The following is a 15,070-nucleotide window of genomic DNA, read 5'->3' on the forward strand; positions in this document are numbered from 1 at the left end:
GTGATCAGTGACCCATGCCCAATCCGCCGTCAACGGGGATGACGGCTCCAGTGATGTACGAGGCGTCGTCGGAGGCGAGGAACTTCACCGTGGCGGCGATCTCCTCCGGCTGCGCGTAACGGCCGAGCGGCACCTGGGAGACGATCCCGGCGCGCTGCTCGTCATTCAGCGCCCTGGTCATATCGGTGTCGACGAAGCCGGGCGTGACGACGTTGAAGGTGATGTTCCGCGAACCGAGTTCACGGGCGAGGGACCGGGCGAACCCGACCAGTCCGGCCTTGGAGGCCGCGTAGTTGGCCTGGCCGGCCGACCCCAGCAGACCCACCACGGACGAGATCAGCACGACGCGGCCCTTCTTGGCACGCAGCATGCCGCGGTTGGCGCGCTTCACGACCCGGAAGGTGCCGGTGAGGTTGGTGTCGAGCACGGAGACGAAATCGTCCTCGGACATCCGCATCAGCAACTGGTCCTTGGTGACGCCGGCGTTGGCCACCAGCACCTCCACGTTGCCGTGCTTGTCCTCGATCTCCTTGTAGGCCTGCTCCACCTGGCCGGCGTCGGTGATGTCGCAGCGCACGGCGAGGCAGCCCAGCTTGGCCAGCTCCTCCGGCGGCTCACCCGAGCGGTAGGTGATCGCGACCTTGTCGCCGGCCTCGGCGAAGGCGCGGGCGATGGCGAGGCCGATGCCCCGGTTTCCTCCGGTGACGAGAACCGAGCGGCTCAACGGATCACCCTTTCGTTAGCGGCCTGTGCAGGGGCTGCATATGTCCTGTCCTGCGAGAACCTATCGGTCCCGCACCTTCCGGAGGGAATCGGCTGCGACAGTGGCGTCCCCCGTCTGCTGTGGGGACCCTACAGTCGGCGCGGGCCGGCGGCCGGAAGTCATCGCCAGGGCGGCCGGTCTTGGCGTATAGCCGCCACAAGCGCGGGATCCCCCTCGGAACTGACCCCGCCGCATGCTTGACTTCGCGTAGTGATCGAGCACGCACCCTTGAGGAAGACGAGAAGGAGAGGCCGCCTGTGCCCCATGACATCGATCCGACGTTTCTGGCGCTCCCGTTGCGGGCGCTGGCCGATGCCGCGCTCGCGCGGGCGCGGGCGCTCGGCGCGGAGCATGCCGACTTCCGGCTGGAGCGGGTGCGCAGCGCGGCCTGGCGGCTGAGGGACGCCAGGCCCGCTGGTTCATCCGACACCACCGATCTCGGCTTCGCGGTACGGGTGGTGCACGGCGGTGCGTGGGGGTTCGCGTCCGGGGTCGATCTGACGATGGACGCCGCCGCCCGGGTCGCCGGTCAGGCGGTGGCGATGGCGAAGCTGTCCGCACAGGTGACCGCGGCGGCCGGGTCAGAGGAGCGGGTGGAGCTCGCCGACGAGCCGGTGCACGCGGACCGGACGTGGGTCTCCTCGTACGAGATCGATCCGTTCACCGTGGCCGACGAGGCCAAGTCCGCGCTGCTGACCGACTGGAGCGCGCGGCTGCTCAGGGCGCGGGGCGTGGCGCATGTGGACGCCTCGCTGCTCACGGTCCACGAGAACAAGTTCTACGCGGACACCGCGGGCACGGTCACCACCCAGCAGCGGGTGCGGATTCATCCGCAGCTCACGGCGGTCGCCGTGGACGAGTCGACCGGTGAGTTCGACTCGATGCGGACGATCGCACCCCCGGTGGGCCGCGGCTGGGAGTATCTGACCGGCACGGGCTGGGACTGGGACTCCGAGCTGGAGGAGATCCCCGAGCTGCTCGCCGAGAAGATGCGCGCGCCGAGCGTCGAGGCGGGGCGGTACGACCTGGTCGTGGATCCCTCCAACCTGTGGCTGACCATCCACGAGTCGATCGGGCATGCCACCGAGCTGGACCGGGCGCTCGGCTATGAGGCGGCGTACGCGGGCACCTCTTTCGCGACCTTCGACCAGCTGGGCAAGCTGACCTACGGCTCTCCGGTGATGAACGTGACCGGGGACAGGACCGCCGAGCACGGACTCGCCACGATCGGCTACGACGACGAGGGCGTCGAGGCGCAGAGCTGGGACCTGGTCAGGGACGGCACGCTCGTCGGATACCAGCTCGACCGGCGCATCGCCAAGCTCACCAACCTCGGCCGGTCCAACGGCTGTGCCTTCGCGGACTCCCCCGGGCATGTCCCGGTGCAGCGGATGGCGAATGTGTCCCTGCTGCCGGAGGAGGGCGGTCTGTCGACGGAGGACCTGATCGGCGGGGTGGAGCGCGGGATCTTCGTGGTCGGTGACCGCTCCTGGTCGATCGACATGCAGCGCTACAACTTCCAGTTCACCGGGCAGCGCTTCTACCGGATCGAGAACGGCCGGCTGGCCGGACAGCTGCGCGATGTCGCCTACCAGGCCACGACCACAGACTTCTGGGGCTCGATGGACAAGGTCGGCGGCCCGCAGACCTATGTGCTCGGCGGTGCCTTCAACTGCGGAAAGGCCCAGCCGGGGCAGGTTGCGGCGGTGTCGCACGGCTGCCCCTCCGCCCTGTTCCGCGGCGTCAACATCTTGAACACGACTCAGGAGGCCGGTCGATGAGCCCCGTCAGCAAGCCGCACGAGATCGTCGAGCGCGCCCTCGAACTGTCCACGTCCGACGGCTGCGTGGTGATCGCCGACGAGGAGTCGTCCGCCAATCTGCGCTGGGCCGGAAACACCCTGACCACGAACGGCGTGACGCGCGGGCGCACCCTCACCGTGATCGCCACCGTCGACGGGGTGCAGGGCACCGCGTCCGGAGTGGTGTCGCGGTCGGCGGTCACCGCCGAGGATCTGGAGCCCCTGGTGCGGGCCGCCGAGGCGGCCGCGCGGGCGGCCGGTCCCGCGGAAGACGCCCAGCCGCTGGTCAGCGGGATCCCGGCGACCGCGGACTTCACGGAGGCGCCGGCCGAGACCTCGTCGGCTGTGTTCGCCGACTTCGCGCCCGCGCTCGGCGAGGCGTTCGCCCGGGCCCGCGCCGGCGGGCGCGAGCTGTACGGCTTCGCGAACCACGAGCTGACCTCGACCTATCTCGGCACCTCGACGGGCGTACGGCTCCGCCATGACCAGCCCACCGGCACCCTTGAGCTCAACGCCAAGTCCCCGGACCGGACGCGGTCCGCCTGGGTGGGCCGTTCCACACGGGACTTCCGGGATCTCAAGGACATCGACCCGACCGCGCTGGACGCCGAGCTCGCCACCCGGCTCGGCTGGGCCGAGCGCCGGATCGACCTCCCCGCCGGACGGTACGAGACGCTGCTCCCGCCGACCGCCGTCGCCGATCTGCTCATCTACCAGATGTGGTCGTCGGCCGGCCGGGACGCGGTGGAGGGCCGCACGGTGTTCTCCAAGCCCGGTGGCGGCACCCGACTCGGTGAGTCACTCACCGAGCTGCCGCTCACCCTGCGCAGCGATCCCCACGAGCCCGGGCTGGAGTCCGCACCCTTCGTGATCGCGCACGCGTCGGGTGACACCGCGTCGGTCTTCGACAACGGCCTTCCGCTCGAGCCGACCCGGTGGGTGCGGGACGGAAAGCTGGACCGGCTGGTCACCACCCGGCACAGCGCGGGCCTGACCGGACTGCCGGTCGCCCCGGGTATCGACAATCTGGTCCTGGACGGCGGCGGTGAGCGCTCCCTGGAGGAGATGGTCGCGGCCACCGAGCGCGGGCTGCTGCTCACCTGCCTCTGGTACATCCGCGAGGTCGATCCGGCGACGCTGCTGCTGACCGGACTGACCCGCGACGGGGTCTATCTCGTCGAGAACGGCGAGGTGACCGGTGCGGTGAACAACTTCCGCTTCAACGAGTCGCCGGTGGACCTGCTGCGGCGGGCCTCCGAGGCGGGGCGGACGGAGAAGACATTGCCCCGCGAATGGAGTGACTGGTTCACTCGGGCCGCGATGCCCCCGCTGCGGGTGCCGGACTTCAATATGAGCTCCGTCAGCCAGGGCGTATAACCTCGTAGCTGTTTGTCGGACCCACTCGAAACCAGCTGAGGAGAAGCGAGAGAAGTGACGGACATCGTCGACGAGCTGAAGTGGCGCGGGCTGTTCGCCCTGTCCACTGACGAGGACGCATTGCGCAAGGCGTTCACGGACGGTCCCGTCACGTTCTATTGCGGTTTCGACCCGACCGCGCCCAGCCTTCATGTGGGTCATCTGGTGCAGGCACTCACCATGCGCCGGCTCCAGCAGGCGGGTCACCGCCCGCTGGCGCTGGTGGGTGGGGCGACGGGTCAGATCGGTGACCCCAAGCCCACCGCTGAGCGCACGCTGAACGCCCCGGAGACCGTCGCGGCCTGGGTGGAGCGGGTGCGCGCCCAGATCGAGCCGTTCCTGTCCTTCGAGGGTGAGAACGCCGCGGTCATGGTCAACAACCTGGACTGGACGGCGGGGATGTCCGCCATCGAGTTCCTCCGCGACATCGGCAAGCACTTCCGCGTGAACAAGATGCTCACCAAGGACTCGGTCGCCCGCCGGCTCGAGTCCGACCAGGGCATCAGCTACACCGAGTTCAGCTACCAGCTGCTCCAGGGCATGGACTTCCTGGAGCTGTACCGCCGCCATGGCTGCACCCTGCAGCAGGGCGGCAGCGACCAGTGGGGCAATCTCACCGCGGGTCTGGACCTGATCCACCGCCTGGAGCCGCACGCCACCGCGCACGCGTTGGCGACTCCTCTGATGACCAAGGCGGACGGCACCAAATTCGGCAAGACCGAGGGCGGCGCCATCTGGCTGGACCCGGAGATGACCACGCCGTACGCGTTCTACCAGTTCTGGCTGAACGTGGACGACCGCGACATCTCCACCTACATGCGCATCCTCAGCTTCAGGAGCCGTGCGGAGCTCGAGGAGCTGGAGCAGCAGACCCAGGAGCGCCCGCAGGCCCGCGCGGCGCAGCGTGCGCTGGCCGAGGAGCTGACGACGCTGGTGCACGGCGCCGACCAGTGCACGGCGGTCATCGCCGCGTCGAAGGCGTTGTTCGGCCAGGGTGAGCTCGCGGATCTGGACGAGGCCACGCTCGCCGCGGCTCTCTCGGAGCTGCCGCACGCACGCGTGTCCGAGCCGGGCGCGGTGGCGGACCTCTTCACGGAGGTCGGTCTGGTGGCGAGCAAGTCAGCCGCCCGCCGCACCATCAAGGAGGGCGGCGCCTACGTGAACAACGTGAAGGTGACCGCCGAGGACGCGGTGACGGCGGCCGGCGACCTGCTGCACGGCCGCTGGCTGGTGCTGCGCCGCGGCAAGAAGAACCTGGCGGCGGTCGAGGTCGCCGCGGCGGACTGATTCGCCGCGGGCAAGAGGTCCCGCTGCACGAGCAGACGGCCGGGTGGAGGTGATCTCCGCCCGGCCGCTGCCGCTTCAGGCCTTCTGCTTTCTGGCACGCAGGCTCATGTAGGCCATATCGCCGAGGCCGACGATGACCACGGCGGCGATGATCTGGAGGATGTGCCGACCCCAGTCGATGCCCGGGGTCTCTCCGATCCCGAAGGCATTCGCGAGCGCGTTGCCGACGATCCCTCCGATGATGCCGAAGATCGTGATGAGCCAGAGCGGGCTGTGCTGCTTGCCCGGCAGAATCAGCTTGGCGATGAGTCCCAGCACGAACCCGACGATGATCGCCCACAACCAGCCCATGGCTGCCTCCCGATTTCGGCTCGACGTGAGCAGTGATGCGGTTACTTGGATATCCGACAGATACCCGACATTTTCGGCCCATCCGCTATACGGCGCATGTCGGACGGCCTTCTGCGCGGTGTGACGGTGCGACCCCGCCGGGGAACGGGTGACCCTGTCTCGTAGCGGTGCGGGCCGCGGCGTACGGTGGAGGCAGGATCGGCCGGGGAGAGCCCGGCACGGCGGTCGGGCGGTGGAATGTCATGCGGAAGCGCACTACGACCGAGGTCTTCCGGATCACCGGGGCCCGGCAGGGGCTCAACGACGATGTGCGCGGGCGGCAGCGCCGCTATGTCATCTCCATGTCGGTCCGGACCCTGGCCGTGATCCTGGCCGCGACGCTCTGGAACGTCGAGCGGCATGTGGCGATCGTGGCGCTGGTACTCGGCGCTCTGCTGCCGTATGTCGCCGTGGTGATCGCCAACGCCGGCCGGGAGCGCCCGCCGTCACTGCCGTCCGTCTTCGTCCCCACACCCGTACAGCCGGCCATCGGCCCGAGGGTGCCCGAGGCGGAGGAACAAGCGGAACGGCACACTCGTCAGAGCTGACGAGCCGCTCACGGAATGCCGCCGAATGCGGAATGGCAACCTCAAGAAAAGCTCAAATCAATCATGCGGTTCCAGTGCACCACACGGGGTTCCCCGTGACATACTGCGTGTGCGCTCCGCATCCCCCGTCGGAGCGACAGACCGACGCCGGGCAGCTCCCCCCGTGGCTGCTCGGCGTCGCTTTGTTGTCGCCGCCTTCGTGCCGCTCCATTGGCACCGGATAATCACTTGTCAGAGTGACGACGATCGGGGTGACGGTGATCGTGGAGAATGACCGGGTGAGTGACGAAACCCCGATCTGTTCCGCCAAAGGCTGCCGTGCCCCCGCGGTCTGGGTTCTGGCCTGGAACAATCCGAAGCTGCACACACCGGAGCGCCGCAAGACCTGGCTCGCCTGCGAAGAGCACCGCGAGCATCTCTCCCAGTTCCTTGGTGTACGGGGCTTCCTGAAAGACGTCGTGACGCTCGGCGAATGGACTGCCCGCTCAGCCTCCGATGGCTGACATGGGGCGCGAAGGCTGAAGGAAGGACGGGTCGTCGAGCCCGGATCCGGCCTTCTTGCCCCACATCGCGACCTTCCAGATGCGGGCGATCTCCTCGTCGGGTGCACCCGAGCGCAGCGCCCCGCGCAGATCGGTCTCTTCCTGGGCGAACAGGCAGGTGCGGACCTGACCGTCCGCGGTGAGCCGGGTGCGGTCGCAGGCAGCGCAGAAGGGGCGGGTGACAGAGGCGATGACGCCCACCCGGTGCGGTCCTCCGTCGACGATCCAGCGCTCGGCGGGTGCGGAGCCGCGGGAGTCGTCGCCCTCGGGCGTGAGGCTGAACCGCGTGGCCAGCGAGGCCAGGATGTCGCCCGCGGTGATCATGCCGTCGCGCTTCCAGCCGTGCTGGGCGTCGAGGGGCATCTGCTCGATGAAGCGCAGCTCGTAGCCGTGCTCGATCGCCCAGGCGAGCAGCTCGGGGGCCTCGTCGTCGTTGAGACCGGGCATCAGGACCGTGTTGACCTTGACCGGGGTGAGTCCGGCCTCATGGGCGGCTCGCATGCCGTCGAGCACATCGCGGTGGCGGTCACGGCGGGTGAGCGTCTTGAAGACATCCGGCCGCAGGGTGTCCAGGGAGACGTTGACCCGGTCGAGCCCGGCCTCCTTGAGCGCGCTCGCGGTGCGACGCAGCCCTATGCCGTTGGTGGTCAGGGACATCTTCGGCCGGTGCGCCAGCTCCGCGCAGCGCTGGACGATCCCGACGAGTCCGGGCCTCAGCAGGGGCTCCCCACCGGTGAAACGGACCTCGGTGACACCGAGGCCGGTCACGGCGATGCGTATCAGCCGGACGATCTCGTCATCGCTGAGCAGCTCGGGCTTGGTGAGCCACTGGAGACCCTCTTCGGGCATGCAGTAAGCACACCGCAGATTGCACCGGTCGGTCAGTGAAACCCTCAGGTCGGTGGCCACCCGCCCATACGTGTCGATCAGCACTGCGGGCCCCCTCCCCGGTATCCGGAAATCGGTAACAGGAACTCCTCTGTAAAGCCGAGCCTACGTGAGAGCTCCGGCTGTGACAGGTGCCGATTGCCACGAGGAACGACACGGCCGCGCCGTAGGTCTTCGTAGGACCCTACGACGCGGCCGTGGTCAGGCGTGTATCGATCCGCTCCTCAGTGGGCGCCGACGCCTGTGAGGGACTTGACCTCGAGCTCCGCGTACTTGCCCTTGTCGGGCTCTTCCTTGGACAGCAGGGATCCGATCCAGCCGAGCAGGAAGCCGAGCGGGATGGAGACCAGACCTGGGTTCTCCAGCGGGAACCAGGCGAAGTCCGCGGCGGGGAACATGGAGGTCTCCTTGCCGGAGACGACCGGCGAGAAAAGCACCAGCAGCACGGACGAGACCAGACCGCCGTAGATGGACCAGAGCGCGCCCTGAGTGGTGAACCTCTTCCAGAAGAGGCTGTAGAGGATCGTCGGCAGATTGGCGGACGCGGCGACCGCGAAGGCGAGGGCGACCAGACCGGCCACGTTCAGATCGCGGGCCATGGCACCGAGGGCGATGGAGACGATGCCGATGAACACCGTCGCCCAGCGCGCGGCACGCACTTCCTCCTTCTCGGTCGCCTGCCCCTTGCGGATGACATTGGCGTAGATGTCATGGGCGAACGACGACGACGAGGCGAGGGTGAGCCCGGCGACGACCGCGAGGATGGTGGCGAAGGCGACCGCGGAGATCACCGCGAGCAGGATCGGCCCTCCCGCGGAATCGATGCCGCCGAGATGGAGGGCGAGCAGGGGTGCCGCCGTGTTGCCGGCCTTGTTGGACTCCTTGATCTCCTCGGGTCCGACGAGGGCCGCGGCACCGAAGCCGAGCGCGATCGTCATCAGGTAGAAGGCACCGATGATGCCGATGGCCCAGATGACTGACTTCCGTGCGGCCTGGGCGGTCGGCACGGTGTAGAAGCGGATCAGGATGTGGGGCAGACCCGCGGTGCCGAGTACCAGGGCGATGCCGAGCGAGAGGAAGTCCAGCTTGGAGGTGTCGGTGGCGCCGTACTTGAGGCCGGGCTCGAGGAACGCGGCGCCCTTGCTGCTCTCCTCTGAGGCCCTGCCGAGCAGTTCGGAGATGTTGAAGTTGAACTTCAGCAGCACGAGGAAGGTGATGAGCAGGGTGCCCGCGATGAGCAGGACGGCCTTGACCATCTGCACCCAGGTGGTGCCCTTCATCCCGCCGATGGTGACGTAGAGGATCATCAGTACGCCCACCAGGGCGACGACCCCGACCTTTCCGGCGTCACTGGTGATCCCGAGCAGCAGCGAGACGAGCACGCCGGCGCCTGCCATCTGGGCGAGCAGATAGAAGATCGAGACGACGATGGTGGAGGTGCCGGCCGCGGTGCGCACGGGACGCTGGCGCATGCGGTAGGCGAGGACGTCGCCCATCGTGAACCGACCGGAGTTGCGCAGCGGCTCGGCGACCAGCAGCAGTGCGACCAGCCAGGCCACCAGGAAGCCGATGGAGTACAGGAATCCGTCGTAGCCGAAGAGGGCGATGGCTCCTGCGATGCCGAGGAACGACGCGGCGGACATGTAGTCGCCGGAGATGGCCAGGCCGTTCTGGAAGCCGGTGAACTGGCGTCCGCCCGCGTAGAAGTCGGCCGCGCTCTTGGTCTGGCGGCCGGCCCGGACGGTGATGAAGAGCGTCCCGACGACGAACGCCGCGAACAGCGAGATGATCAGCGCCCGGTGCTCGCTGGTGGCGCTTGATGCCGCGAGCCGGGTTCCGGCTCCGTACAGCGTGCTGGTGCCGCTCATGCGTCGGCCTCCATCCGGGACTTGATTGCTGCCGCCCTGGGGTCGAGCTTCCGGGCCGCGAAACGGGCGTAGAACCAGGCGATCAGGAAGGTGCTGACGAACTGGGCGAGACCGAGGACCAGCGCCACATTGACATTGCCGAAGAGCTTGGTGCCCATGAAGCCGCCGGCGTAGTTGGACAGCAGGACGAACAGCAGGTACCAGGCGATGAAGGCGACGGTCAGGGGGAAGGCGAAGGAGCGGTAGGTCTGGCGCAGTTCGCCGAATTCCGCGCTCTCCTGCGTATCGACGAAGTCCGGTGTCGTGGGCGGGGCGGGGCGGGCGGGGGCGTCCGTGCCGCCGGGCGGCGGCGGTGCGTCGGTGGCCACGGATTCTCCTCGTGACTCGGGTGCGGTGGGCATGGGAGAGGGGGGTCTCGCAGCGGAGGTGCTGGGGGCTCCTCCCGTGAGAACGGCACGGAGCCGGGGGCCCGGTGGTTCACATCCGGTCTGCTTGCCGCAGGTTCCGGCCGGCGTCCGGTCCGGGCCTGGAGGTCCGATCAGGTTCCTGTCGGGTTTTCCTACCGAAGTCGTTGATGTACCCCGATGATCGGGATAATTTCACTCGTCATGTACCCGCCCATTCGCAACAGGGGTGTCTGGGCGGACATTACGGATGATGTGGAGAACCCATGGCTCATCTGCGATCCAGGCGAACGCGCGCTATAGCGCTGCCCGTCGGTCTGGCGCTCACGGCCTCGCTCGGTTTCCTGCCCACGGGCGCCGCTTCGGCGGCTCCTCTCGACGGCGCTCCGGCGGCCGTGTCGACCGAAGGACCGCTGCTGTCGTACGTCGTCAACACCAAGGGCGGGCATGCGACCGTCAAGTCGGTGAAGCGGGCGATCGAGAAGGCCGGCGGCACGGTCGTGATCGCGTACGACCAGATCGGCGTCATCGTCGTCCACTCGCAGAACCCGGACTTCGCCAAGCAGATCCGCACCGTCAGGGGCGTCGCGTCGGCCGGGGCCACCCGCACCGCGCCGATCGCTCCGCAGTCCGACACCGCCATCGGCGCGGACCAGCCCCTCGGCGCTGCCGAGGCGGCCAAGGCCAGTGCGAAGGCCACGGACGAGCAGGACCCGTTCGAGCCGCTCCAGTGGGACCTGCCCGCCATCAAGGCGGACAAGGCCCACCAGAGGACGCTGGGCAGCAAGAAGGTCACGGTCGCCGTGATCGACACGGGTGTCGACGACACCCACCCCGATCTGGCGCCCAACTTCAACGCCGCGGCCTCCGCCAACTGTGTGACCGGAAAGCCGGACACCACCCCGGGCGCCTGGCGTCCGGCCGCCGGAGAGAGCGACCACGGCACGCATGTGGCGGGCACCATCGCCGCGGCGAAGAACGGCATCGGTGTCACCGGTGTGGCCCCGGGCGTGAAGGTGGCCGGCATCAAGGTCGCCAACCCGGACAGCTTCTTCTACACCGAGTCCGTGGTCTGCGGTTTCGTCTGGGCCGCCGAGCATGGCGTCGACGTCACCAACAACAGCTACTTCACCGACCCGTGGCTGTTCGCGTGCAAGACCGACGAAGACCAGAAGGCACTGCTCGAGGCGGTCACCCGGGCCACGCGGTACGCGGAGCGCAAGGGCACGGTCAACGTCGCTGCGGCGGGCAACTCCAAGATGGACCTGGCGGCGGACGAGCTCACCGACGCCACCAGCCCCAACGACACCACTCCGGTGACGCGCCTCGTCAACCCGCGCGAGTGCTTCGACTACCCGGCCATGCTGCCGGGAGTCGTGACGGTCTCCGCGACGGGTGCGAAGGGCCTCAAGGCCTCGTACTCGAACTACGGCAACGGCGTCGTCGACATCGCCGCCCCGGGCGGCGACTCGACGGCCTACCAGAAGCCGGACGCCCCGGCGACCAGCGGGCTGATCCTGTCCACGGTGATGAACGGCGGCTACGGCTACAAGGGCGGTACGTCGATGGCGTCGCCGCACGTCGCGGGTGTCGCCGCGCTCATCAAGTCGACCCACCCGCGCGCCTCGGCCGCCGAGGTCAAGGCGCTGCTGTACGCGCAGGCCGACGACACCGCGTGCGGTGACGCGTACGACATCAACGGCGACGGGACCGTCGACGCCGTGTGCGAGGGTGGCAAGCGCAAGAACGGTTTCTACGGGACCGGTGTGGCGGACGCGCTGGACGCGGTGCGGCGCTAGGGCGTGTTGCGAAAGTCCCGCCTGGCACGCACCCTCGCTGCGTTGTCGGACTCATCCGAGTACGTCCAGTACGAGGATGACCCTCCGCCTTGCGATCGCACGCACCAGACGCCGCGAGCCCCGCCCTCCGGGCGGACGGCGCTACTTTCGCAACACGCCCCAGGCCGACGGCCCCGTGTGAAAAGGGGCTGAGTCCTGCTGAGTTGGGCCCGGGCGCGAAATCGCGTCCGGGCCCGTTCTTCGACCCATGCGATGGCACTGAGTGCCATACTGCCGTCCATGGCTGACACTTCCTCACCCGGGACCGAGCTCCTGTGGGCGGCACTCGGCGGAGACCAGGCGCTGACCCACCACGTCGCGTACGGCGGGCCGCGCGGGCTGCTTGCGGCACGGCTGCCCGTGATGGAGCTGGCCCGCGCCGCGGTGGCGGTGTGCGCGCTCGCGGGTGCGGAACGTGCCGCGAGCCTCGCCGGGGGCGCCGTCCCCGCCGTGCGGGTCGACGACGGGGCTGTCGCCACGGCGTTCGTCAGCGAACGGAACCTACGGGTGGACGGTCGCGCCCCGGTGTCGTTCGCCCCGCTGTCCCGGTTCTGGCGCACGGCCGACGGCTGGGTGCGTACGCACGCCAACTACCCGCACCACCGGGCCGCGCTGCTGACCGCGCTGGGCACCACAGAGGAGGGCGTGGAGTCCGCGATCGCCGAGCGGCGTGCGCAGGACGTCGAGGACGTCGTGTACGAAGCCGGGGGCCTGGCGTTCGCGCTGCGCACCCCCGGTGAGTGGGCGGCGCATCCGCAGGGCGCGCTGGCGGCCCGGCAGCCGGTGCTGGCCAGGGAGCGGCTGGACGACGCGGCACCACGGCGCAGGGGCGCCGGGGACCGGTTGCGGGTGCTCGACCTGACACGGGTCATCGCGGGCCCGGTCGCCACCCGGACGCTGGCCCTGCTCGGCGCGGACGTGCTGCGGATCGACCCGCCCCGGCTGCCCGAGCTCGCCGACCAGCACACCGACACCGGCTTCGGCAAACGGTCCACGGCGCTGGACTTGGACAGCCCGGCGGACCGCCGCACCTTCGATGAACTGCTCGCCCGGGCTGATGTGCTGGTCACCGGCTACCGTCCGGGTGCGCTGGAGCGCCACGGGCTGCTGCGTCCGGGGCTGGTGGTGGCGCAGGTCTCGGCATGGGGGCACGAGGGACCATGGGGCGACCGGCGCGGCTTCGACAGCCTCGTCCAGGTGGCCAGCGGAATCGCCGTGATCGAGGGATCCGCAGAGCAGCCGGGGGCGCTGCCGGCGCAGGCCCTCGACCACGGTACCGGCTATCTGCTCGCGGCGGCGGTGCTCCGCTCCCTGACCGAGCAGGACGCGACCGGGGGCACCCGGCTGCTGCGGCTGGCGCTGGCGCGTACGGCACACCTGCTGACCGGCGTACTACCGCGGCGGCAGCCCGTCGGGGCGTCGGATGCGTACGCACCCGGCGCCTGGCTCGCCGAGACCGCGAGCCCGCTCGGCACGTTGCGCTACACCCGGTCGCCGGTGACGTACGAGGGAAGCCCGGCCGACTGGTCGCGCCCCCCGGGTGTCTGGGGCTCGGACGCCCCGGAGTGGCTCACCACCTGACCCTGCTCCCCGCACCCGGGGGCGGGCTGCCACCCGGGCCCGCGGAACACCCGCCCGCCCCGCTCGCGCCAGCTGCCCGCGGCACGCAGATCGCGGGCGATGGAGACGTATTCGTGGGTGGCGACCCGCAGCGGGTTGTAGGTCCCGATGTTCTTGGTGAGCCCGAACACGGGCCGTTCCGTCTCGGCGGTGAAGGAGCGGAAGAGCCGGTCCCAGACGATCAGGATCCCGCCGAAGTTCCGGTCCAGGTAGCCGCCTTGCGAGGCGTGGTGCACCCGGTGGTGCGAAGGCGTGTTGAACACGTACTCGAAGAACCGAGGCAGCTTGCCGATCCGCTCCGTGTGGATCCAGAACTGGTAGACGAGATTGACCGAGTAGCAGAACGCGAGCGCCGCCGGGTGCACGCCGCCGGCCACCAGCGGAAGGTAGAACGGCCAGGTGGTGAACCCCGTCCAGGGCTGGCGCAGCGCGGTGCTGAGGTTGAACTTGCGGCTGGAGTGATGGACGACATGGCTGGCCCACAGGATCCGGATGACGTGATGGCCGCGGTGGGACCAGTAGTAGAAGAAATCCTGCGCGAGCAGCAGCAGCGGGATCGTCCACCACAGGACGGGGACCCGCAGCGGCGCGAGTTCGTACACCGCCGTGTAGATCGCCACGACCGGGATCTTCCACAGGACGTCGAAGAAGAGGCTGCCGAGCCCCATGGAGATGCTGGTGGCAGCGTCCTTCGCCTCGTAGGCAGCGGCGTCCTCGTCGGGATGGAGCCGGTAGCTGACCGCCTCCACGATGGTCAGCAGAACGAATGCGGGGATCGACCACAGCACGACGTCGGGCAGGTTGGGCGCCATGCGAGGACCGTAGAGGCGGTGGTGCGGGCGCGGCTAGATGTCGTTACCGACAAGTATGCGGGCCGCGGTGCCAGCGCGCTTCGGCCAAGGGGCACAACACTCGGCGGCACCGGGCTCTTCGCCCCCGGGCAGGTCGCCCGGAGGTCCTAAATCCCCGCCGCGCCCATCAGCGACCCCGCCGCGTACGTCACGCCCATGGCCAGCGCTCCCCCGACCACGTTCCGCGCCATCGCCCGCCCCGCCGGGGCAGCGCCCAGGCGGGCGCTCCACCAGCCCGTGAAGGTGAGCGCGGTCAGCACCGACAGCACGGTGACCCACAGCCGTGACGACGCGGGCGGCAGCACGATGGCCAGGAGTGGCAGCAGGGCGCCCGCGGTGAAGGCGAGGAAGCTGGCGCCTGCCGCGTGCCAGGGGTTGGCCAGTTCATCGGGGTTGATGCCGAGTTCGACCCGGGCGTGGGCGCGGAGCGCGTCGCGTTGAGTGAACTGGACCGCGGCCTCGTGGGCGACCTCCCGGGTGAGGCCGCGTTGTTCCAGCAGTTCGGTGAGTTCCTCGAGTTCGGCTTCGGGCTGCTCGCGCAGCTCGCGCTTTTCGAGGGCCAGCGCGGCCCCTTCCGAGTCGCGCTGGGTGGAGACCGAGACGTACTCGCCGGCCGCCATGGACATGGAGCCGGCGAGCAGTCCCGCGAGTCCGGCCGTGAGCAGGTCGCTCCGCTCGCTGGTCGCGCCCGCGACGCCGACGACGAGGCCCGCGGTGGAGACGATGCCGTCGTTGGCGCCGAGTACCGCGGCGCGCAGCCAGTTGAGACGGGTGCCGAGGGTGCCATCGTGGGGCTCGTGGTGGGTCGGTTGCGTCACGCCACGGAGGGTCTCATCCATGAGGGTCCGGGGACA

At 69.4% G+C, this 15,070-nt stretch carries 14 protein-coding genes; 7 read left to right on the plus strand and 7 right to left on the minus strand.

The genetic code is table 11. The features are described from left to right. Positions 1-4 precede the first annotated feature (4 nt). Positions 5-724, minus strand: a complete 720-nt coding sequence (gene fabG, locus ABZ532_RS00130) for a 3-oxoacyl-[acyl-carrier-protein] reductase (protein ID WP_361277880.1) — start codon at positions 722-724, stop codon at positions 5-7. A 296-nt stretch (positions 725-1,020) separates the two neighbouring features. Between fabG and ABZ532_RS00135 the strand changes: the two genes are divergently transcribed. From ABZ532_RS00135 to tyrS, 3 genes are read left to right on the plus strand one after another with little or no spacing between them, the layout of a single operon-like run. Beyond that, complete coding sequence (locus ABZ532_RS00135) at positions 1,021-2,544, plus strand: TldD/PmbA family protein (RefSeq protein WP_361277882.1); 1,524 nt, start codon at positions 1,021-1,023, stop codon at positions 2,542-2,544. Next, the gene (locus tag ABZ532_RS00140; protein WP_361277884.1) at positions 2,541-3,941 is read left to right on the plus strand and encodes a metallopeptidase TldD-related protein; all 1,401 of its coding nucleotides are present in this window, start codon (positions 2,541-2,543) and stop codon (positions 3,939-3,941) included. Before ABZ532_RS00135 ends, ABZ532_RS00140 begins: the two co-directional genes overlap by 4 nt. A gap of 54 nt (positions 3,942-3,995) precedes the next feature. After that, on the plus strand, positions 3,996-5,267 hold the full coding sequence (tyrS, locus tag ABZ532_RS00145) for a tyrosine--tRNA ligase (RefSeq protein WP_361277886.1): 1,272 nt from the start codon (positions 3,996-3,998) through the stop codon (positions 5,265-5,267). Positions 5,268-5,342: 75 nt separating this feature from the next. Here the strand turns inward: tyrS and ABZ532_RS00150 are convergent, their stop codons facing one another. Continuing rightward, positions 5,343-5,618, minus strand: coding sequence for a GlsB/YeaQ/YmgE family stress response membrane protein (locus ABZ532_RS00150; RefSeq protein ID WP_361277888.1), 276 nt, complete (start codon positions 5,616-5,618; stop codon positions 5,343-5,345). Positions 5,619-5,860: 242 nt separating this feature from the next. Here ABZ532_RS00150 and ABZ532_RS00155 point away from each other — a divergent pair, with 242 nt between their 5' ends. Beyond that, on the plus strand, positions 5,861-6,205 hold the full coding sequence (locus tag ABZ532_RS00155) for a DUF3099 domain-containing protein (protein ID WP_361277890.1): 345 nt from the start codon (positions 5,861-5,863) through the stop codon (positions 6,203-6,205). 263 nt (positions 6,206-6,468) lie between these two features. Beyond that, positions 6,469-6,708: a hypothetical protein gene (locus tag ABZ532_RS00160; protein WP_361278614.1), complete on the plus strand. Its 240-nt coding sequence runs from the start codon at positions 6,469-6,471 to the stop codon at positions 6,706-6,708. Here the strand turns inward: ABZ532_RS00160 and moaA are convergent. The 3 genes from moaA to ABZ532_RS00175 all read right to left on the minus strand — a co-directional run bounded on the left by moaA (position 6,691) and on the right by ABZ532_RS00175 (position 9,871). Then, positions 6,691-7,680, minus strand: coding sequence for a GTP 3',8-cyclase MoaA (gene moaA, locus ABZ532_RS00165; protein WP_361277892.1), 990 nt, complete (start codon positions 7,678-7,680; stop codon positions 6,691-6,693). The genes ABZ532_RS00160 and moaA overlap by 18 nt on opposite strands. 179 nt (positions 7,681-7,859) lie before the next feature. Next, on the minus strand, positions 7,860-9,503 hold the full coding sequence (locus ABZ532_RS00170) for a cation acetate symporter (RefSeq protein WP_361277894.1): 1,644 nt from the start codon (positions 9,501-9,503) through the stop codon (positions 7,860-7,862). Beyond that, positions 9,500-9,871 carry a DUF485 domain-containing protein gene (locus ABZ532_RS00175; RefSeq protein ID WP_361277896.1) on the minus strand — a complete coding sequence of 124 codons (372 nt, stop codon included), beginning with the start codon at positions 9,869-9,871 and terminating at the stop codon, positions 9,500-9,502. Before ABZ532_RS00175 ends, ABZ532_RS00170 begins: the two co-directional genes overlap by 4 nt. Positions 9,872-10,173: 302 nt before the next feature. Between ABZ532_RS00175 and ABZ532_RS00180 the strand changes: the two genes are divergently transcribed. Then, positions 10,174-11,706 carry a S8 family serine peptidase gene (locus tag ABZ532_RS00180; RefSeq protein ID WP_361277898.1) on the plus strand — a complete coding sequence of 511 codons (1,533 nt, stop codon included), beginning with the start codon at positions 10,174-10,176 and terminating at the stop codon, positions 11,704-11,706. 279 nt (positions 11,707-11,985) lie between these two features. Further along, positions 11,986-13,326 carry a CoA transferase gene (locus ABZ532_RS00185; RefSeq protein ID WP_361277900.1) on the plus strand — a complete coding sequence of 447 codons (1,341 nt, stop codon included), beginning with the start codon at positions 11,986-11,988 and terminating at the stop codon, positions 13,324-13,326. Here ABZ532_RS00185 and ABZ532_RS00190 read toward each other — a convergent pair. Then, positions 13,227-14,177 carry a sterol desaturase family protein gene (locus ABZ532_RS00190; RefSeq protein WP_361277902.1) on the minus strand — a complete coding sequence of 317 codons (951 nt, stop codon included), beginning with the start codon at positions 14,175-14,177 and terminating at the stop codon, positions 13,227-13,229. The genes ABZ532_RS00185 and ABZ532_RS00190 overlap by 100 nt on opposite strands. A 146-nt stretch (positions 14,178-14,323) precedes the next feature. Further along, positions 14,324-15,055 (minus strand): VIT family protein, encoded by a 732-nt coding sequence (locus ABZ532_RS00195; RefSeq protein ID WP_361277904.1) that lies wholly within the window; start codon positions 15,053-15,055, stop codon positions 14,324-14,326. Positions 15,056-15,070: the final 15 nt, after the last annotated feature.

Origin of the sequence: Streptomyces sp. NPDC019396, from assembly GCF_040632375.1 — a bacterium.
Taxonomy (GTDB): domain Bacteria; phylum Actinomycetota; class Actinomycetes; order Streptomycetales; family Streptomycetaceae; genus Streptomyces.

Excerpts from the sequence above, each read along its gene's own strand:
- ABZ532_RS00140 (WP_361277884.1), top strand. The coding sequence starts at position 2,541 with ATGAGCCCCGTCAGCAAGCCGCACGAGATCGTCGAGCGCGCCCTCGAA.
- ABZ532_RS00150 (WP_361277888.1), bottom strand. The coding sequence starts at position 5,618 with ATGGGCTGGTTGTGGGCGATCATCGTCGGGTTCGTGCTGGGACTCATC.
- ABZ532_RS00155 (WP_361277890.1), top strand. The coding sequence starts at position 5,861 with ATGCGGAAGCGCACTACGACCGAGGTCTTCCGGATCACCGGGGCCCGG.
- ABZ532_RS00170 (WP_361277894.1), bottom strand. The coding sequence starts at position 9,503 with ATGAGCGGCACCAGCACGCTGTACGGAGCCGGAACCCGGCTCGCGGCA.
- ABZ532_RS00180 (WP_361277898.1), top strand. The coding sequence starts at position 10,174 with ATGGCTCATCTGCGATCCAGGCGAACGCGCGCTATAGCGCTGCCCGTC.
- ABZ532_RS00185 (WP_361277900.1), top strand. The coding sequence starts at position 11,986 with ATGGCTGACACTTCCTCACCCGGGACCGAGCTCCTGTGGGCGGCACTC.
- ABZ532_RS00190 (WP_361277902.1), bottom strand. The coding sequence starts at position 14,177 with ATGGCGCCCAACCTGCCCGACGTCGTGCTGTGGTCGATCCCCGCATTC.
- ABZ532_RS00195 (WP_361277904.1), bottom strand. The coding sequence starts at position 15,055 with ATGGATGAGACCCTCCGTGGCGTGACGCAACCGACCCACCACGAGCCC.